The following is a 19403-nucleotide window of genomic DNA, read 5'->3' as shown; positions in this document are numbered from 1 at the left end:
TAGCCGACGGACTCCAACGCTGCATAGTCGAGCGCAGTAGTTGTTCAGCGGCCTGCTAGCGCTGCACCAGGGTCAGGGCGAACTGCGCGTCCTCATCGACCCAGGCTTGGCGACGGGCAAAGCCGGCAGCCTCCAGCGAGCCGAACAGCCCGTCGAGGCTGTACTTGTACGAGCTCTCGGTCCAGATCGTCTCACCGTCGCGCATGGTCAGCTCGAGCCGCGCCTCGGCTATGCGAATCCGCTGCGTGCGGGTGCTGACCAGGTAGGACTCCATGCGCGACTCGGTGGCGTTCCACAGGGCGCGGTGCTGGAAACTGTCGAGGTCGAAATCGGCGCCCAGCTCGCGATTGATTCGCACCAGCAGGTTGCGATTGAACGCGGCAGTCACCCCCAGCGGATCGTCATAGGCCAGCATCAGTTCGCGCTCGGGCTTGAGCAGATCGGCGCCCAATAGAAACAAATCGCCGGGTTGCAGCGCGCTGCGGATCTGGCGCAACAGTTCGTTGGCCTTGGGCGGATCGAAATTGCCCATATTCGAGCCGAGAAACAGCAACAGCGTATGCCCCGCCTCCGCCTGGTTGCGCCTGAATTCGGCCAGGCCCGCCTCATAGGTGGCTTGATGGGTGATCACCTGGGTGGCCGGCAGCCCCACCAGCAACCCGGCTGCGGCGGACAGCGCGCTGCGCGACACGTCGACCAGATGCACGCGCAACTCCGCGCTACCGGCATCCCGGGCTTGCAATACGCGGGCGAGTTTTTCACCGCTGCCAGCGCCCAACTCGACGGTTTCGGTAAGCGGTGCACAGGCGGCCAGAATGGCCCGCGCATGGGTCTTCAGCAGCCCGGTTTCGGCGCGTGTCACCCGATACCAGGGCAGTCGGGTGATGGCCTCGAACAGCGCCGAACCGAGGGCATCGTAGAGATAGCGGGATGGCAGCTGGCGCGGCGTCTGCGTCAGGTAGAAGGCGACGTCCTCGGCAAACTGCTGGGTCGACACCTGATCGGCCGGCGGCCGCACAGAGACCCGCGCCGACGCGGGGGTCATTGTCCCGCTCCGGCGACGCAGCGAAAGCTGGCGTACATATAGCGGTAACGCGCACGGAACCAGTTGCGCAGCGACGGCCTGAGCAGTTCGCTCACGGTCACCGGCGCCGCGCCCTTCATCACGAAGTGCTCGCCATCGAAGAACTCCGCCGAATACTCGGGATAGCACGCGCGCACCTCGAATCCGGGAAACGGCGCGAAGGCGCTCGCCGTCCACTCCCAGCCATTGCCGACCAGATCATCCACCCCCCAGGCGCTGCGCCCTGCCGGATGACTGCCGATGGGCTGCGGGTCCCAGGCGTGAAAGTCGAACACGCCGCGCGCGCCATCGGGCGGCGCATTACCCCAGGGATAGCGCCGCGGCTGGCCGTCCGGCGCGCCATACGCGGCCCGTTGATACTGCGCTTCGCTGGGCAGGCTCAGCCCGCGCCAGCGGCAGTAAGCCGAGGCCTCGGCCTGGCTCACCCACACCGGCCAGGCAGCGGGCAAGGCAAGCAGATCGAACATTGCGCGCCACAGCCAACGCTCGCCGTCGCGCTGCCAGAACAGCGGATGGCGGATGCCCTCGGCCTTGATCCAGGCCCAATCTGCTGGTCGCCACCAGCGCGCATCGGCGTAGCCGCCGGCCTCGACGAACTCCAGGTAATCGGCATTGCTGACGTTGTGCTGCTGAATCCGAAACGCCGGCACCTGCTCGGCGAAAGCCGGCATCTCGTTATCCCAGGCAAACGGCTCAACTCCAGGATTGACCCCAAGCGCTGCCTGACCAGACGGTATGTCGATCCAGGCCTGTGGCGGCGGCGCACCCTCGCTGCGCGGACTGTAGCCGGCGGGGCGGCGCTTCTGTTCGAGCGGCAGCTGATGCCACATGTACATCAGCGTTTCCAGGTGGGTAGCCTCGTGTTCGAGGATGCAGTGGGCAGCCTCGACGCGTTCGGGCGGCAGGCCATCCGCGCTAACCAGATCATGCTCCGCCAGCGCCGCCCGCACCTGTCGATCGGCCTCGGCGCAGAACGAATCCACCTCGTCGCGCCTGGGCCACAGGTCGGCCTCGTTGCCCCGGGCCCGGACGTTGCTGGAATCCTCATGCGGGTCGATGCCTCGGGCAAACAGCTGCTCGAGCCGTGCATCGATGCTCGGGCGCCCCAACCCCTGCTTGACCAGCCTATTGAAGCTGAACGCCGGGATGTGGCCCTGATAGAAGACGACGGGATTACGCAGCGCGATTGGACGACTGTAATAGGCCTCGTCGGTAATCAACCCAAACAGCTGGGCGGAGCGCTCACGGTTACGGTTGTACCAGGGCAATAGCCCAGGTCGCTCGGCAACAGAAATCGGTCTGGACATGAACGGCCTTCATCATTCGATGGGAGAGTAGGCAATTACTTGCTATAGGCCGGTGGCCAGGCTCAAAGGTTCACATCGGCTCACCTCAACCAGGCGCCGTGTATTGGCCAATCCAGCAAATCCACAAGCAAAGCGTAGCCCACTCGCGCGCAGAACCCAGGTCCGTCGTCGCGCCTTCAGCGTCACCTCGGCCAACCATCGGGGCCGCCCTGCCTGCGCGGGAGCAGACACGGCTCGCAGCAATCGCGCATACAACGCCGCGCATCCCCGCTGCTGAAATGGACAGCGCACAGCCGCTCTATGTTTAGATGACGCGACTCGGTCTGGCGCCCAACCAGACTCATACGCCCGGATGGCCCATGACCGCTCGAACCCTGCTGCTGACCGCCCTGGCCATGCTGGCCTTTGCCGGCAACTCGCTGCTGTGCCGCCTGGCGCTGAAAGACACCGAGATCGACGCCGCTAGTTTCACCAGCCTGCGTATCGCCTCCGGCGCCCTCACGCTGTGGCTGTTGCTGCGCCTGCGTTCAGGCAGCGGCGCCCTCGCCGGCAGCTGGTTCGCTGCGGGCGCCCTATTTGCCTACGCGGCGGGGTTTTCCTTCGCCTATATCCACCTGGACGCCGGCGTCGGCGCGCTGCTGCTGTTCGGCGCGGTGCAGATCAGCATGCTGGCCTGGGGTTTTTATCGCGGCGAGCGCCTCAGTCTGCTGACCGGCGCGGGCCTGCTCCTGGCCCTCGCTGGCATGCTCGTCCTGCTGTTACCCGGTGCCAGTGCGCCGGCCTTGGGCAGCGCCTTACTGATGCTGCTGGCCGGGGTGGCCTGGGGCGCCTATTCGCTGCTCGGCCGTGGCGTCGGCGATCCACTGGCCGCCACCGCCGGCAACTTCCTGCGCGCCGTGCCGTTGGCCGTGGCGGTCAGCGCGCTGCTGCTCAGTCGCCTCAGCTGGGATGTGCCGGGATTGATCTACGCCCTGCTTTCCGGCGCCCTCACCTCGGGCATTGGCTACGCCATCTGGTACACCGCCTTGCGCGGGTTGCGGGCATTCCAGGCCGCCACTGTGCAACTCAGCGTGCCGATCCTCGCCGCCCTGGCCGGCAGTCTGTTGCTCGACGAGGCCTTGAGCCTGAGGTTGTTGCTGAGCTCGGTCGCCGTACTCGGTGGCATCGCCCTGGTGCTGGGCGCCAAACAGCGCGGGTGAGGCATCGCGCGCCAGGTCGGTTGCGCGGTCGCCGCTCAATCGATTCCGGCAAACCGGGCGAGCGACTGAGCAAAACTCATCCGCGACTGTCTTCTATCCTGTAGCCACAGCCCCCAACGGAATCTCACGCCATGTCCATTAGCGCCTCCCACCTGACCCGCGCCCTGCTCTACAGCCTGCTCCTGTTCAGTCTGGCGGCGTGCAGCAGCCTCGGCCTACGCGACCCTCTGCGCATCGACCTGGTCGGCCTCGAACCACTGGCCGGCGAGGGCCTCGAGGTGCGCTTCGCGGTGAAGCTGCGGGTGCTCAACCCCAATGACACGGCCATCGACTACAACGGCGTGGCCCTGGACCTGGCAGTCAACGGCCAGCCGCTGGCCAGTGGGGTGAGCGACCAGCGCGGCCAGGTGCCGCGTTTCGGTGAGGCGCTGATTAGCGTGCCGGTGAGCATTTCCGCGTTCTCCGCCATGCGTCAGGCCTGGGGCGTGGCCGGCTACCAGCCAGGCCAAGGCCTGCCCTATGAGCTGCACGGCAAGCTGGCCGGCGGTTTGTTCGGTACCTCACGCTTTACCGACAGCGGCACCCTCAACTGGCCGGAGCCTGCGACTACGCCGTAACTGGCGGTTGCAGCCAGGCCCTACTCAGGCCTGCATCAGGCTCTTCAGCCAGTCCCGTGGCGACAAGCCGCAGCAGCGACTGAACACCCGCGACAGCGCTTCCGGGCTGGCATAGCCGACCGCCGGCGCCACCAGGCCCATCGGCTTGCCGTGTTTGAGCAGGCTCTTGGCCAGGCTCAGGCGCCACTCCGTCAGGTAGCCCAGCGGCGTCATGCCGACCGCCTCGCGAAAGTTCACCGCGAAGCGCGCCCGCGACATGCCGGCCCGCTGCGCCAGGCTTTGCAGGGTCCAACCGGCTTCCGGCTGTTCGTGCATGGCATTGATCGCCTTGGCCAGGCGCGGTTCGGCCAACCCGGCGAGAATCCCCGCCTGCAGCAGGTTGGCATCCATGGCGTGGCGCATCAGCAGAATCAACACGTACTCGACCAATCGATCGATGGCCGCCTGGCGCCCACAGTGATCGGCGAACGCCTCGTCGAACAGCAGATTCAACACCGGTTCCAGACTGGGGATCTGCGCCAGCGGCACCAGCATTTCGCCAGGCAGGGTACGCACCAAGGGGTTGCCCAGGCCGCCGCCAAAATCGAAGGTGGCGCTCAGCAGCTCAGACCCCGCCGGCTCTTCGGCATGCAGACGGTGGCTGCTGGGCCGGGGAAACAGCAGCAACGACGGTTGCTCTATCAGGTAACTGCGTATCTGTGGCCCGGAGACTCGCAGGGTGCCACGGCGCAACAGGTGCAGATAGCCGACGCTGCCGCCATCGAACTGTTCGGAGAAGCCGCACAGCGGCCCGCTGTGGAACACCTTGGCGCTCAGACTGAAACGGGCGAGCAAGGGAGAGAGACGGTCCATTCGATACCATCGGCTAGATTTAGAAGACTATTCATCATCACTAATATCGACTTCTCAGTCAAAGTAGATATCACAGTCTCACCACTAGCCGAAGGAAATTCAGCGTGCCCCGTATCGCGCCCGTTGACCTCACGCACACCGACGCACGAACCGCCGCCACGCTGGCGGCGCACATCGCCGAACTGGCCACGCACGTGCTGGCGCAACGCGGACGCATCAGCGACAGCGAGTTGCTCGCCGCCCGCGAGGCCGGCCTGGATGACGGCCTGATCCTCGCAGTCGTGGCTCAGGTGGCCCTCAACGTGCTGACCAATTTCACCAACAATCTGGCCTACACCGACATCGACTTCCCGCCGGTCAACGCCGCGTTGTAACGGTTCGGTGGCGCCTAGACGGGCGCCGCCGTTTCTCGTCCCCACAGAGGAGCATCCTCATGAAGACCCTAGCGTCCCTCGCCATCGCCCTCGCCAGCCTCAACGCCAGCGCCGCGGATCTGGCCGAGCACACCTTCAGCACCTACGTGAATGACCAAGGCGAAATCAGCCTGCCCGCCGATGCCCGCAAGAGCTGGAGCCATCTCGGCTCCTGGCTGGTGGCCGACGAAAAGGCGCCCGGTTATGGCTTCCATGACGTCTACAGCCAAGCCGAAGTAGTCGAGGCCTACCGCCAGACCGGCGAGTTCCCGGACGGCGCGGTGCTGATCAAGGAAATCCGCAAGGTCGAGCACGGCATGCAGACCACCGGCCAAGCACAGTGGGCCGGCGATACCGCGGTCTGGTTCGTGATGGTCAAGGACCGTCAGGGCCGCTTCCAGGGCAACCCGCACTGGGGCGAGGGCTGGGGCTGGGCGCTGTACGAAGCGAAGAACCCGGCGCTGAATGTGTCCAAGAGCTTTGAGGAAACCTGCAAGGGCTGCCACGTCCCGGCCCAGCAGAACGACTGGGTGTTCAGCCAAGGCTACCCGACACTGAACAAGCCTTGAGCCGAGGCACTGGCGTGCCGACCCGGCAGTTCGGCACGCCTTTCAGCTCGCTTGATCGCCCCCTCGCTTACGTTGCGCACACTGACAGGGTTACGGCTCGCCTGCAGCGGCACTGGCCAGCGTCCTCGACAAAGGCACGCGCTGGGTGACGCTGGTCATCTGGGTAATCTCCACCTGCATCTCGCCTGCACCCAGCAGGTAGTCGGCGAGCTTCTGCGAGAACGGCCAGTAGTTCAGGTGCGCGGTCAATGTCAGCGGCCCGACCGCGTCGGCCGGTACCTGAAACGTGAACTCACGGACGATGTAGCCCTTGGGCAGGATGCGGTTATCCGAGAGGATTTGCGTCGCGTTCCAGACTTCGATATCCAGCTCGTTACCGTCCTTGTCGCCCAGGTGCACCTTGAAATTTCGCGTGTCCTCCTCGGTTTTGCCGTCCTTCACCGCGCCCAGACGATAAAGCTCACGACCCGTGGCATCGCGCACCTGAAAATCAATCCAGATCTCCCGCCCTTCCGGGAAACCGGTCGGCAGTTTGTGCCCCGCGCCGACATTGGCCACCTTGACCGCGACCGTGGTGTATTGCCCGGGCAACATGTCGGGTGGCAGGGGCTGAAACTGAATGTGCGCCGCGCTCGCCAGCATGTCGCGCGCGCGCTGCGCGGCTTCGTGCTGACCGAGATAGCTGAGCACCGTAGCGTTGGCCCCGCTGAACCAGTGCGAGGCGACCCGCTCGCGGTCTGGCCCCATGATCGCGGCCTTGCCGGCAAAGCCCGGCATATGGCAGTCCTGACAGGTCTCATCGTTGAGGCTGTAGGGGCTCTCCAGCCACTCGTCATAGGTGCGTTCGACCGCCACGCTGCTGAAGGGATGGGTGACGTTGTGGCAGGTGGCGCAAAAGTCCGAGCGGGTGTGCAGCGCCGAATACACGGTGTCGTGATAAGGCGAAATGGCATCCCGGCGCGGGCCGAACTTGGTCGACTTGCCGTTCACTCGCGGGCTCATGACATAGGCGCCGTTATCCAACCCGGTGCGCGCACTGATGTTGTGGCACGTCTCGCAATCGACCCCCGGCATCGGGTGATTCTTGGCGCTGTCTTCGATCGAGGAGCGGTTGACCTGCGCGGTGATCTGTCCGGTCGTGAGGCCAATCGGCGAGTGGCAACCGGTGCAGAAATTATCCACCTTGCCCTCGGTCGCCTCGCTGGCCATTTTCAGCAAGGCCCGGTAGATCGGTTCGTCCCAGGCCTGGGACATCATCGAGCTGCGCCACTGCTTGTAGATCTCGACGTGGCAAGCGCCGCACACCTGGGCGTCGTCGAAGTCCTTCACATTCAACACCAGGTTGCCCGTGGTGTTGGCCCGGTGCGGAAAGAACGGCATGGCGCTCATCACACCCGTGAGCTTTGAACGAGCCGGCTCCAGCCATTTTTCGTTGCCCGGCTGCTCGTCGCCCACCGCCATGTCGAAGGCCACCAGGGTTGCCAGCAGCGTTGCGGTCAGTAGCAAACCCAACGAATAGAGAAAATGTATGAACGCTGAATTAAGCAACCGTATGGTCAGCGGCCGCTCTTCGGGCGCACCCGCTTCGGCACGGATCACTGTTGATGGAGCCTGCTCTGCCCTCCCCGCTACCCTGCCCATCGCACCACCTCCCTCAGCGCGACTTCGCCAGGCCACAGTCGCCGCACGCGCTGCCGAATACTGCAGACAACACGAACCACTCGCGCCATCTACTCGCATGAGCAGGCTTTAGAAAAGGCGCCAATAGAGACCGGGATTGGCCCAGACAGACTTCGCACCATTGCCCTAGCAGCGCACCAGCCTGGATACCCGTCTCAAGCGCATGAAACACTCATATTTACCTGAGCGTCCATAAGGTATTAGTTCCCATAGACGGGGTAGTCAATATTTCGACAGTTTTCTTAATTTAAAACTCTTAACCACTAACAACTTGATAAATCTAACTATTACAAAATATAAAAACAAACAGGCTGAGGCTTATAGCCAATCAAACGGACAGTTCCCGGGCGTCCATTGCCCTGGGCATGCAGGGCGCTGTCGGTGATGTTATCCATCGGCATGTTCTGAACCTGCTGCGCGGGAAGGTGGAGGACGAGCAGCGTGGCGGAACGCCACCGGCCCGGCCGGTAGACCGGAAGCGGCAGAACCGTTCTTGGCTATTCTCAAACCAGGGCCTGTTCCCTGCTACGTCCAAAGGCATGAACATGAGCAGTGCAGCCGTTCGTATCACCCTCTACCGCTGGGCCGGCGCCTTCGGCCCCTTCAAGATCAAAATCCCCTGCGGCGAGTGCGCCCTGACCCGCGACGTGATCAGCGATACCCTGGCCAACGAGCTGGCGGACATACCGGTCGACCTGCAGACCCGCGACTGGTTGAGTCTGTGGTGGCAGCCGCTGCTCAAGGGCGGCTGGCATGCGCCCATCGTGATGGTCGAGGGCCGGGTGATCAGCCAGGGCAATGCGCTCAACCGCGGCGTGCTCACCGAAGCGGTGATCGCCCTGCACGCCGGCCGTACCCCCGCGACCGGCCACCACCTGTTCGGCAAGGAAACCTGCCCCCACTGCCAGCGCGCCAAGGGCTACCTAAAGGCGGCGGACATCGATTTTCGCTATCACGACGTGGTCAAGGACCCGCGCGCGCTCTACGAAATGCTGGCCCGGGTCAAGCCGCTGGTGGGCCCCAGCACGCCGATCACCGTGCCGCAAATCTGGCTGGATGGTAGTTACATCGGCGGCGCCGATGCCCTGAGTGAGCGCCTGCACAGCCGCGTGGAGGCCAACCCCGAACGTGGCCAGTCGTCCCTGTCGGCGCATGACCTGACCCGTAAACCCTAACGCGCCGCCTCACGGGCAGCCGGCCACGCTGCCAGGCGCAGAGGAATCGACAGTATGCCCAGCCGTAGGATTGCCCGCGAACTGACCGCCGAGCGCTTGCAGGCCATGCATGCGCAGGGCTTCGTGCTGTTACGCGGGGTATTGAGCCCAGCCCAGGTCGGTGAACTGCGCGCCGCCATCGACCATCTACGTCCGCACCACTGGGACTACAGCGGCCTGGTCGACCACTACAAATGCGTGTTCAACCGCGATCCGTTCTGGCTGCCCTACCTCGACCCGCCGGGGGTGATCGAACTGGCCGAGGCGGCCCTCGGCTCCGATTGCCATGTGATCGGCCAGACGGCCTGGCGCTGCCACCCCGGTTTTATCGGTGCCGAGCTGCACCTGGACTACCTGGCCATGCAGCTGCCGCCAACGCTGCTCGCCGACCCGGCATTCCAGCTGCCCATGCAGATCTGCACCGCGCAGCTGTACCTCGACGACATCGACGCCGACCTCTGCCCGACCCTGGTGATTCCCGCCAGCCACCGCGCCGGGCGCAAGCCGCTGGCGGGCGAAAGCCAGTGGCAGGGTGTACCGGCGCAAGCGCTGCTGTGCCGCGCCGGCGACGCGCTATTCCTGCGCAGCGAGCTGTGGCATGCCGGCAGCCACAACCGCACGCCGGATCGCACGCGCTACCTGCTGCAGGTGCATTACGGCCGGCGCATGGTCGCGCAGAAGTTCTCGCCCTACCTGACGTGGCACTTCGCCCCGGAGGTGCTGGCCGCCTGCACGCCACGGCAACGCCGGCTGCTGGGCGAGCACGAGGAGGCGGAGTACGACTGAGCGGCCCGCAAACCGGCCGCAAACCTACCGGCTCTGGCGTTTACTCCAGGCGCACCCGATACACCTCGGCCAACGAAATCAGCGTGTCGCGCGCCAGGGCCAGAGCGCTCTGGGTCAGGGGCCGCATGCCGTCGGCGATGGCCTGCGCCTCGATGGCCTGGGCCGCCACCGCGGGCTGGATCAGTGCGCGCAGGGCCGGCGTCACCTCGAGCAACTCATAAACCGCCACGCGCCCGGCAAAGCCCTTGCCGTGGCAATGGCTGCAACCGCGCCCGACATAAAACACCTCGCGCGCATCCAGGCCCAGCGCCGTACGCACATAGCCGGGCACCTGCTCCCCCTCGAGGCAATCCGGGCAGTTGCGCCGCACCAGCCGCTGGGCCAGCACCCCGAGCAGGCTGGCATTGAGCAGATAGGGCGCGACACCGATTTCCAGCAACCGGGTCACCGTGGTCGCGGCGCTGTTGGTATGCAGGGTGGACAGCACCAAATGGCCGGTCAGGGCACTCTCGGTGGCCATGATCGCGGTTTCCTGATCGCGAATTTCGCCGACCATGATCACGTCCGGGTCATGCCGCAGAATGTGCCGCAGGGCGCGGGCGAAGGTGTAGCCGATCTGCGGCTTGACTTGAATCTGGCGAACCCCATCGATCTGGTACTCCACCGGGTCCTCGACCGTGATGATATTCACCCCGGTGTCCTTGATGCCATTGAGGGCGGCATACAGGGTGGTGCTCTTGCCTGAACCGGTCGGGCCGGTCACCAGCAGGATGCCCTGGCTGTGACTGCTGAGGATGCGAAAGCGCTCGGCATCCTCGCGGCTGAAACCGATCTGATCGAGCGTTTTGAGGCTCTGCTGGGTGTCGAGGATGCGGATCACCACGCTTTCGCCATGCACCGTCGGCATGATCGACAGGCGCAAATCGATAGTGCGATCGGCTAGTCGCACCAGATGACGACCATCCTGGGGCAGGCGCCGCTCGGCGATGTTCATGCCGCCGATGATCTTGATCCGGCTGACAATCGCCGGCAGGTTGCCGGGCTTGATCCGGCGGATCTCCATCAGCACGCCATCGATGCGAAACAGCACGGTGACGTCCCGCTCGCCGGGGCGCAGATGGATGTCCGAGGCGTGACGGCTGATTGCATCTTCCAGCAGGCTATCGACAAAGCGCACCGTCGGCTTGTCCTCGGCCAACTGCTTGATGCGGTGCAGGCTCAACTCGGACTCCGGGCCCTGGTGTTCGGGTAATTCCAACGCAGTGGCCGCGCCGTAGTGCAGATTGATCGCCGCATCCACCTCATCGTCCCGCGCATGGATGGCTTCGACCTGCTTGCCGGTAACAAAGCCGAGCAGGTGCAGCAAATCGCCGTTCGAGGGCGTTGGCGTGGCCACCACCAACAACTCGCCCTCCAGCATCAGCGGCAATACTTGCTGCTCCCGAGCCAGGCGCTCAGGCAGCAGGAGCAATGCCGGTTGCTCGACCCTGAAGACATCCAGATTGACCCGCGCGATACCCAGTTGCTGCACCAGCGCCTCGGCCAGATGCTGCTTATCGATCAGCTCCTGCTGGAGCAGGATCTGCCCGAGCCGTCCGGTGTCGGGCTGTTGCTCCTGCAGATGCAACGCCTGCTGCAAGTTCTGCGGATCGAGGTGCCCGCCATCCACCAAGAGATCGCCCAGCAGCTGATGTGGTCGCTCGATTTCAGCCCGCAAACGCAAATGATCAAGCAATTGCTGGCGATCGGTGATCAGTAGCGACATGGGCAACAGGCCTAGGCAGGGAGCATCCGCCCAGTCTAAGCGCTAGCAATCAGCCAGCACTGCGTTGAATCAATAAAGCCCCTTGCGCCTACCGGCCCTCGCTGGCTAGCCCAGGTGCCGGCAACGCGCGCCTCAGCAACAGTCCCCACGGCCTTTTGCCAGCGCTGGCGCCTGCGGTTTTACACAAATTTTACATCGGCATTCGGTGATTTTTCACCGGCCTGCCAGTCAAATGATGTAACCGGCACCTGCCGACGATTTGCAGGAGATCCGCTCATGACTGGTCGTGTTCCTTTACTGGCCGTGCTTGTAGCTAGTCTGGCCCTGGCGGGCGAGGCCTCGGCGCATGGTTCCGAGCGCAATGCCGTGATTGCCGGCGCGCTCGTCGGGGCCGTAGTCGGCGGCGTCATCGTCGCCAATAGCCGCTATGACCGGGTGCCGGTGTATGTCGAAATCGGCGCGCCGCCACCACCTGTCTACTACGAGCCCTATCCGCGCTACTACCAGGCGCCTCCGGTGTACTACCGGCCCTATCCGGTGGAGGTCAGGCCGTATTACCAGTACGGGCCGAGCCACAAGTTCCGCCAGCACAAGCACCACTACCGCAAGCACCAACGGCATAACCGCGGTTATTACGCGCCACGCTGGTAGCGCCGCCTTTGCGTCCCGCTATCGCAGGCGGCGGGGGTCTGCGTGACAGGCCGGGGAGTGCCGCGCGCCGCGCAGGCTCAACCCCACGACAAAACCCTATATAATATGCGGCTTTGAATAACCCTGCCCCAAAGGACCCGCCGTGAGCACTCTGCCTCCCTGCCCCAAATGCAATTCCGAATTCAGCTATGAAGACGGCCAGCTGCTGATCTGTCCGGAATGCGCCCACGAGTGGTCTGCCGATGGCGCAGCCGACGCCGCGACAGACGACGACAAAGTGATCAAGGATTCGGCCGGCAACGTGCTGCAGGATGGCGACACCATCACCGTGATCAAAGACCTCAAGGTCAAAGGTTCCTCGCTGGTGGTCAAGGTCGGCACCAAGGTCAAGGGCATCCGCCTGTGCGACGGCGACCACGACATCGACTGCAAGATCGACGGCATCGGCGCCATGAAGCTCAAATCCGAGTTCGTCAGGAAGGTCTGACCGAGCGAGCGTTCCCACGCCCACGCGGGAACGCTCACCCAGGATGGGCCGTACATAGCCGCCAACCCCCAGCCAAATTCAGCGCCTGCAGGATGCGCCGCGCGCCCATCACCCCACGCAAACTCCGCTCCCCGATCACCTGCTTTCACCGGCCCCCGAAAACCTAGAAAACCTTGACCAGGCTGGCCGTTGAAAATCTAGGCAAGGCAACCAAGACAAAGCAAAAAAGGCCGCTACGCCGCGAAGCGGAGTAACTGCTGCAGGCTGGCCCACAGGGCGAACGGCCGTGAGTCAAAGACGGCGTTTACCTACTGTAGATGAGCATCTTTGATGGAGCCGCCTAGCCGGGCGCTCGCATTCGCGGCCATTTTTAACGCCGCATTGCAACGCAGGTAGATTTCAACGGTCTACTAGCACTGCCCATCGCTCACTCGCCGCTCACTCGACGGGGAACCTCGCCCGTGAGCCCAGTGGCGATCCTTGCAACCTCGCTAAACCGGCCGTAGCGGTTTCAGCCGCCGCGGCAAGACTCTGCGATACGGAGGTTCACTTCCTGCGCTTCGCTGCAGCGTATTGCTGCTTTTTAACGGCCAATGGACGTGATGTTAAAGAAAACTCTGCTGACACTATTCCTGCTGCTGAGCGCTGGCTGCATCGCCACTAGCGATGTACTGGAACGTGAAGTCGGCGACTTCGACCTCAAGCTCGGCACCACCCCCACCCGCAGCATGGCTCAGGGCCTGATACAGCCGAGTAGCGCAGGTGCGTTCCACGGCGGGCTGGATCTGACGCATGGGAGTGGCTGGTACATCGGCCAATGGTCGCCCAGCGTCGGCCTGAGCAATGGCAGCCAGCTGAAGATGAATACCTACCTGGGCTTTGCCCAGCAACCCTTCGATTCATCCCTGGGCTATGAGCTGGGGCTGATCAGCTACAGCCTCCCGCAAGCCAGCGATTTGAATCACCAGCAATACTATGCCGGCCTGAATTTCGCCGGCAGCCGGCTCGGTGCGGCGCTGAGCAATGCGCCCGGGCGCCGCGACAGCACCTTGTTGCTCGATCTGGGTTCGCTCACCCCGTTCGGTACCGGACTGCAGCTGGCCTATGCCAACCACGCACTGGATGAGCCGCAGCGTCTCGCCGACGGTCGCCGTGTGCGAGTTTTCCACGACTGGTCGCTGAACCTGTCACGACCCTGGTTCGGCATCCAGTTCGACCTGTCCTACACCGATTCGAACCTGAGCGGTACGCAATGCGCGGCCTATTCCGGGCTGAATGCCCGGTGCGATACGTTGCTGATGTTCGAGGCCGAGCGGCCGCTGTACTGAGCGCTGGTGAAACACGGGGCCATTTAGCCCACTCAACTCCCCTTCGCGTTCACCCAGCGCGCCTTGCCGCGACCGCACTCGATATTTTCACAACCTCTGAGCGCCGCAGCGCGCGGCTCATTCCTTGACGTCCATGAATTCCTCGGCCCAGGCCATGTACTCCTCGGGCAAGGTGTATTTGTGCGCCAGTTCGGAGGCGCTGAGATCACTGGCATCGACGCCGCGCTGTTCGCGCAGGCAGTCGTAGGTCGCCTTGATCGCGGCGAAGTAGGCGGCGTGACCGTTGACCACTATGCGCACACCGAGGCTGGCCAGACGGGCGTTATCGCGCAGCCTGGGGTTGCCGTAAGTAACCAGCATCAGCGGGATGTTCAGGTGTTCGGCGATCTGCTCCAGGTGGGCGAAGTCCTCGATGCCGACGATGCAGATGCCATCGACGCCGGCGGCTTGATACGCGAGGGTACGGCGGATCACTTCGTCGACCGCCAATAAGCCGGCATGGGTACGGGCGATGATTGCCAGAGCCGGATCGACCCGCGCCTGCAACGCCGCACGCAGCTTGCCGACGCCCTCCTCAACGGTAATCAGATCGGTGGATTTGCGCCCGAACTGGGCCGGCAGCAGGGTGTCCTCCAGGGTCAGCGCGGCGATGCCGGCACGCTCCAGCTCGACCACGGTGCGCATTACATTGAGCGCATTGCCGTAGCCGTGGTCGGCGTCGGCGATCACCGGCAGGCGGCTGACCCGGCCGATACGGGTGGCCTGTTCGACGAACTCGCTGAGGCTGATCAGGGCGAAGTCAGGTGCAGCCAGCACTTGCAGCGCGGCCACCGAGCCGCCGAGGATGCCGACCTCGAAGCCCAGATCGGCGGCAATCCGCGCCGACATGGGATCGAATACCGAGGCGCTGTGATAGCAGGTGTCCGAGGCGAGCAAGGCACGAAAGGCACTGCGCAACTCATGGTGGGAAGCTCGTTGCATGATCGGCATAAGGTATTTTCCAAAACAGCTGTTGAATCGGCGATGTCCGGCCTGGAGTGATGGCTCGGCAACAAGGCGTCGAGTCCAGCATGGGGCCACAAGCAGCACTAAAGATGGCGCGAAGCGCCGCGGACATGGCGCTAGGTTGATTTAACCTGCAGCAATTATCCCACCAACTCAGCACAGCTGCGCTGGCAGCATGGCAGGGAGGCAAGCATTGGCGGGAAATCGCCTCAGCGCGTCATCATGACGCATTTCCGCCCTCTCACCCGCTCAGGGTTTCGTCGCTGCACCCTGCCTGTGACGGCAGCAACCGCAGGATCTGTGCGGCCGACCCGCTAGGCTCGATCAGTGCCTGGATGATCGCCACCGACAGGCAGGGGAAACGCAGGAGGAACCTGATGGCCGCGCTGTAGCGCGCCAATGACGGTACCAGACGCCAGAGCACCCGGCCTGACGTCAAGGGCGCCAGGGTAATACCAAGAGTTCCTTGACCTCCGGCCGATCGAGGTTCTCCCGGGTCACCAGCATTACCTCCAGTTCGATCTGCCGCCGCCGCGGCTCCACGCGCTGATCGCGCAAGGCGCGCTGGGCCAGGCGTACGCTCCGATAGCCCATGGCGTAGGGCTGCTGGATTACCATCGCGTCGAGCTGACCGTTCCCGAGTGCATCAGCCAGCAAGTGGCCGCCATCGAAGCCCACATGCCGCAGCTGCCCAGCCGCGTGCAGACGCAGCAGCGCGGCATGGGTGACGCGGGTGGTGGAGTCGTTCGGGGTAAACAGCGCATCGAGCTGTGGCAGCTGCGCGCGCAGGGCACTGAACGTCACCTCGGGATCATCGCCGAGGGCTTGATCGAAGACGATGCGTAGCCCCGCAGCCTTCACCGCCTGGATAAACCCGCGCTGACGCTCGTCGGTGGAGGCGGCGGGCGGACTCATGCCGATCACCCCGACTCGCCCTTTGCCGCCCAGCACTTGTCCCAGGTGCTGCCCAGCCAGCTGACCGGCCTGGTAATTGTTGGAGGCGATCACCGCTTGCACATCGGCGCCGCCGACATCGCGATCGATGTAGAAGCTGAGAATTCCCCGCGCCTTGAGTTCGCTGACCTTGGCGATGATCTCGGTGCCGCTCGGGGCAATAATTAACGCCTTGCACCCGCGTTCGACGACCCGGTCGATCAGTTGCAGCTGCGTCTCGACCCGGCCCTCGCGATTTGGTCCGCGAAAATAGATGTCGACGCCGGTTTCCCTGGCCGCCTGCAGCGCGCCGGCTTCCACCTGAGTCCAGAAGATGTGGCCGCCGGCGGGCACTACGCCGATGCACTCCTTCGCCGCAAGCGGGCCAGCCAGCAAGGCGCACACGGCCAACAGCGGGTTGGCCCAGCGCACACGCGTGAAGAACTGCATCGCGGGCCTCCTGCGGTCAGGCAACCGCCAACACTGAGTAATATCACCCTAGCATCAGGGTGTTAGCAGCGCCGGGTAACCCTCAAATTATTTCAGCCAGAATTTCGTCGGCTACCGCAAGACCGCCTGCCGGCACAGCCCTGCCGCACAACCTTGTCACAGTCCAACCGACAGTCGGACTGGCGGCAGAGGCCCAAGCAGGCGATGATCAGCACTCATTCCTTCGCCATGAACGACATGACCGATCCCATGCACAGCTCCACCGCCACACACAAGCCCCGCCCGTTTGTGGATTTGCTAGTCAGCATCCTGATTCCCTCACTGATTCTCATGAAGCTCAGCGGCGAATCCAAGCTCGGCGCCGATGGCGCGCTGATCCTGGCACTGGCTTTCCCCCTCGGCTGGGGCACCTTCGAGCTGGTCAAGTACCGCAAATTCAACTTCATCGCCCTGCTCGGCCTGGTCAGCGTACTGCTGACCGGCGGCATCGGCCTGCTCAAGCTGGACAACCAGTGGCTGGCGATCAAGGAAGCGGCGATTCCTTGCTTGATCGGCATTGCCGTGCTGGTATCGACACGCACCCGCTACCCGCTGATCCGCACCATGCTGTTCAATAAAAACGTGCTCAATGTCGACAAGATCCATGAGCGCCTGGAACAGGGCGGTCATATCCAGCACTTCGAAACGCGCCTGCTGACCGCCACCTACTACCTGAGTGGCACCTTCTTCTTTTCCTCGGCGATGAACTATGTGCTGGCCAAGTGGATCGTGATCAGCCCATCCGGCAGCGAGGCCTTCAATGCCGAATTGGGCCGGATGAATCTGCTCAGCTACCCGATGATCGCAATCCCCTCGATGATCATGCTGATGGTGATTTTCTATTACCTGTGGCGCACCATTCACGGTCTGACCGGTTTGAAGCTGGACGAGATCATGGCCGGCGCCGAGCAGGAGTCGTAATCCCCCCTGCGACTAAGGCGGCGCTGTTTAATGCCGGCTGCCGCCAGGCCCGCCCACAGTGCTGACCCTTTCCGCCTACCTGGGCCTGTTTCTCTCCGCCTTCGGCGCCGCGACCTTGCTGCCTTTGCAGTCCGAGGCGGTGCTGGTCAGCCTGCTGCTCAGCGAGGCCTACCCGTTGTGGCTGCTGGTGGCGGTGGCCAGCGTCGGTAACGTCCTCGGTGCGCTGGCCAACTGGCTGCTGGGGCGCTACCTCGAACACTTCCGCCAGCGTCGCTGGTTCCCGGTCAGTGAACCGCGGCTGCAACAGGCCCAGGGCTGGTATACGCGCTACGGGCGCTGGTCGCTGTTGCTCAGCTGGCTGCCAATCATCGGCGATCCATTGACCCTGGTCGCCGGGGTGATGCGCGAGCGCTGCTGGATTTTCCTGTTGATCGTCAGCCTGGCCAAGACCGGGCGTTACCTGGCGCTGGCCGCGCTGACCCTGGGCTGGGGTTCATTCGTCGCGTCATAGGGCAATCGCAGCAGCATTGCGCGGACATATCCCATAGAATGCCCGGCCGTTTTTTGTGTTCAGCACATCCATGGGCCTCACCCCTTCGGGGCTTTCGCGCAAAAACGCTCCCGGCGTTTTTGTGGCCATGCCATCCATGGCGGCCACCCTCCGGGCCGTCGCTACGCGACGTCAAAAATTTCTCCCGGTAATTTTTTCAGGAACAGCGCGACGCATGACCTTCTCTACTCCCGCCCGCGCCTGCGGCATCGACTTCGGCACCTCCAACTCCACCGTCGGCTGGCTGCGCCCTGACGCCGAGACCCTGATCAGCCTGGAAGATGGCAAGATCACCCTGCCCTCGGTGATTTTCTTCAACCTCGAGGAACGCCGCCCGGTCTATGGCCGCCTGGCCCTGCAGGAATACCTGGAAGGCTATGAAGGCCGGCTGATGCGCTCGCTGAAAAGCCTGCTCGGCTCCAAGCTGCTGAAGAGTGAAACCACGGTGCTGGGCAGCGCCCTGCCGTTCAAGGATCTGCTCGGGTTCTATATCGGCGAGCTGAAAAATCGCGCCGAAGCCGTGGCCCAGCGACCATTCGAGGAAGTGGTACTCGGTCGCCCGGTATTTTTCGTCGACGATGACCCGCTCGCCGATCAGGACGCGCAGAACACCCTGGTGGCCGTGGCGCACAAGCTCGGTTTCAAGGAGGTGTCCTTCCAGTACGAGCCGATCGCCGCGGCCTTCGACTACGAGTCGGGCATCGCCCGCGAGGAGCTGGTGTTGATCGTCGATATCGGCGGCGGTACCTCGGACTTCTCCCTGGTGCGTCTGTCGCCTGAGCGGCGCGCTTTGGCCGAGCGGCATGACGATATCCTCGCCACTGGCGGCGTGCATATCGGCGGTACCGATTTCGATAAACAGCTCAGCCTGCAGGGCGTGATGCCGCTGTTCGGCTACGGCAGCCGGATGAAGAGCGCCGCGCCGATGCCCACCAGCACCCACCTGAACCTGGCCACCTGGCACACCATCAACGCGGTCTACTCGGCGCAGTCGCAGCGCCAACTACAGAGCATGCGCTACGACATCGTCGACCCGATCGGCATCGACCGCCTGTTCAAGCTGATCGAGCGCCGCGACGGCCATTGGCTGGCGATGCAGGTGGAAGACAGCAAGATCGGCCTGACCGAGCAGGACGCCCGGCCTATCGACCTGAGCCGGGTAGAACCCGGCCTGGTTGCCGAGCTGACCCGCGAGTTGTTTGAAAACGCCATCGAGCCGCTGCTCGAACGGGTGCGCGCCAGCGTGACGCAGCTGCTCGGCGATGCCGGGGTAAGCGTCGAGCAGGTCGATACGGTGTTCTTTACCGGCGGTTCCAGCGGCATCCCGGCCTTGCGCCAGAGCGTCGCGGCGATGCTGCCCAACGCCCGGCATGTGGAAGGCAACACCTTCGGCAGCATCGGCAGCGGCCTGGCCATCGAGGCAATGAAACGCTACGGCAGCTGATCGACAGCTGTTAAGGCGGGACTCTAAACAGCGCAAAAGCTCGCGGCTAAAGCCCCGTCCACATACACCGTAAATCCCGTGGGAGGGGCTTTAGCCGCGACAGACTGAT

General features: G+C 63.9%; 19 protein-coding genes. 12 read left to right on the top strand and 7 right to left on the bottom strand.

The genetic code is table 11. The features are described from left to right. Positions 1–55: 55 nt before the first annotated feature. Positions 56–1045, bottom strand: a complete 990-nt coding sequence (gene egtD / locus VCJ09_RS03820; protein ID WP_324733196.1) for an L-histidine N(alpha)-methyltransferase — start codon at positions 1043–1045, stop codon at positions 56–58. After that, complete coding sequence (locus tag VCJ09_RS03815) at positions 1042–2391, bottom strand: SUMF1/EgtB/PvdO family nonheme iron enzyme (RefSeq protein ID WP_324733195.1); 1350 nt, start codon at positions 2389–2391, stop codon at positions 1042–1044. The genes egtD and VCJ09_RS03815 overlap by 4 nt, the downstream gene beginning before the upstream one ends. Positions 2392–2750: 359 nt before the next feature. Here VCJ09_RS03815 and VCJ09_RS03810 point away from each other — a divergent pair, with 359 nt between their 5' ends. Together VCJ09_RS03810 and VCJ09_RS03805 are read left to right on the top strand one after the other, a co-directional pair. Then, a complete protein-coding gene (locus VCJ09_RS03810) occupies positions 2751–3590 on the top strand; it encodes a DMT family transporter (protein ID WP_324733194.1) in 840 nt (279 codons plus the stop codon). 131 nt (positions 3591–3721) lie between these two features. Beyond that, entirely contained in the window at positions 3722–4207 is a 486-nt protein-coding gene (locus tag VCJ09_RS03805) for an LEA type 2 family protein (RefSeq protein ID WP_324733193.1), read from the top strand. 24 nt (positions 4208–4231) lie between these two features. Here VCJ09_RS03805 and VCJ09_RS03800 read toward each other — a convergent pair whose 3' ends face one another. Continuing rightward, complete coding sequence (locus tag VCJ09_RS03800; protein ID WP_324733192.1) at positions 4232–5059, bottom strand: AraC family transcriptional regulator; 828 nt, start codon at positions 5057–5059, stop codon at positions 4232–4234. Between the two features lie 104 nt (positions 5060–5163). Here VCJ09_RS03800 and VCJ09_RS03795 point away from each other — a divergent pair, with 104 nt between their 5' ends. Continuing rightward, positions 5164–5433 (top strand): carboxymuconolactone decarboxylase family protein, encoded by a 270-nt coding sequence (locus tag VCJ09_RS03795; RefSeq protein ID WP_324733191.1) that lies wholly within the window; start codon positions 5164–5166, stop codon positions 5431–5433. A gap of 59 nt (positions 5434–5492) precedes the next feature. Then, positions 5493–6041: a cytochrome P460 family protein gene (locus tag VCJ09_RS03790; RefSeq protein WP_079204731.1), complete on the top strand. Its 549-nt coding sequence runs from the start codon at positions 5493–5495 to the stop codon at positions 6039–6041. Positions 6042–6131: 90 nt separating this feature from the next. Here VCJ09_RS03790 and VCJ09_RS03785 read toward each other — a convergent pair whose 3' ends face one another. Continuing rightward, positions 6132–7589 carry a cytochrome c3 family protein gene (locus VCJ09_RS03785; RefSeq protein ID WP_407693033.1) on the bottom strand — a complete coding sequence of 486 codons (1458 nt, stop codon included), beginning with the start codon at positions 7587–7589 and terminating at the stop codon, positions 6132–6134. Between the two features lie 677 nt (positions 7590–8266). On the opposite strand from VCJ09_RS03785, the gene VCJ09_RS03780 reads away from it, so the two are divergent. Together VCJ09_RS03780 and VCJ09_RS03775 are read left to right on the top strand one after the other, a co-directional pair. Continuing rightward, positions 8267–8896, top strand: coding sequence for a glutaredoxin family protein (locus VCJ09_RS03780; RefSeq protein ID WP_324733190.1), 630 nt, complete (start codon positions 8267–8269; stop codon positions 8894–8896). 54 nt (positions 8897–8950) lie between these two features. Beyond that, on the top strand, positions 8951–9721 hold the full coding sequence (locus VCJ09_RS03775; protein ID WP_324733189.1) for a phytanoyl-CoA dioxygenase family protein: 771 nt from the start codon (positions 8951–8953) through the stop codon (positions 9719–9721). Positions 9722–9761: 40 nt separating this feature from the next. Here the strand turns inward: VCJ09_RS03775 and VCJ09_RS03770 are convergent, their stop codons facing one another. Next, complete coding sequence (locus VCJ09_RS03770) at positions 9762–11486, bottom strand: GspE/PulE family protein (RefSeq protein WP_324733188.1); 1725 nt, start codon at positions 11484–11486, stop codon at positions 9762–9764. 276 nt (positions 11487–11762) lie between these two features. Between VCJ09_RS03770 and VCJ09_RS03765 the strand changes: the two genes are divergently transcribed. From VCJ09_RS03765 to VCJ09_RS03755, 3 genes are all read left to right on the top strand, one after another. Next, positions 11763–12137, top strand: a complete 375-nt coding sequence (locus VCJ09_RS03765) for a hypothetical protein (protein ID WP_324733187.1) — start codon at positions 11763–11765, stop codon at positions 12135–12137. A gap of 142 nt (positions 12138–12279) precedes the next feature. Then, positions 12280–12624, top strand: a complete 345-nt coding sequence (locus VCJ09_RS03760) for a zinc ribbon domain-containing protein YjdM (RefSeq protein WP_079204726.1) — start codon at positions 12280–12282, stop codon at positions 12622–12624. A gap of 602 nt (positions 12625–13226) precedes the next feature. Next, entirely contained in the window at positions 13227–13952 is a 726-nt protein-coding gene (locus tag VCJ09_RS03755) for a TorF family putative porin (protein WP_324733186.1), read from the top strand. A gap of 117 nt (positions 13953–14069) precedes the next feature. On the opposite strand, the gene VCJ09_RS03750 is transcribed toward VCJ09_RS03755, so the two are convergent. Then, complete coding sequence (locus tag VCJ09_RS03750; RefSeq protein WP_324734589.1) at positions 14070–14933, bottom strand: isocitrate lyase/PEP mutase family protein; 864 nt, start codon at positions 14931–14933, stop codon at positions 14070–14072. 459 nt (positions 14934–15392) lie between these two features. Further along, positions 15393–16340 carry a substrate-binding domain-containing protein gene (locus tag VCJ09_RS03745; RefSeq protein WP_324733185.1) on the bottom strand — a complete coding sequence of 316 codons (948 nt, stop codon included), beginning with the start codon at positions 16338–16340 and terminating at the stop codon, positions 15393–15395. Positions 16341–16577: 237 nt separating this feature from the next. On the opposite strand from VCJ09_RS03745, the gene VCJ09_RS03740 reads away from it, so the two are divergent. The 3 genes from VCJ09_RS03740 to VCJ09_RS03730 all read left to right on the top strand — a co-directional run bounded on the left by VCJ09_RS03740 (position 16578) and on the right by VCJ09_RS03730 (position 19294). After that, positions 16578–17300 (top strand): VC0807 family protein, encoded by a 723-nt coding sequence (locus tag VCJ09_RS03740; RefSeq protein ID WP_324734588.1) that lies wholly within the window; start codon positions 16578–16580, stop codon positions 17298–17300. A 58-nt stretch (positions 17301–17358) separates the two neighbouring features. Continuing rightward, positions 17359–17811, top strand: a complete 453-nt coding sequence (locus VCJ09_RS03735; RefSeq protein ID WP_324733184.1) for a YqaA family protein — start codon at positions 17359–17361, stop codon at positions 17809–17811. Between the two features lie 214 nt (positions 17812–18025). Beyond that, positions 18026–19294: an Hsp70 family protein gene (locus VCJ09_RS03730; protein WP_324733183.1), complete on the top strand. Its 1269-nt coding sequence runs from the start codon at positions 18026–18028 to the stop codon at positions 19292–19294. Positions 19295–19403: the final 109 nt, after the last annotated feature.

The organism is Pseudomonas paeninsulae (genome assembly GCF_035621475.1).
In the GTDB taxonomy this organism is placed as follows: domain Bacteria; phylum Pseudomonadota; class Gammaproteobacteria; order Pseudomonadales; family Pseudomonadaceae; genus Aquipseudomonas; species Aquipseudomonas paeninsulae.
Note: the sequence above shows the minus strand (reverse complement) of the source record. Positions and strands in the feature narration are given on the sequence as shown.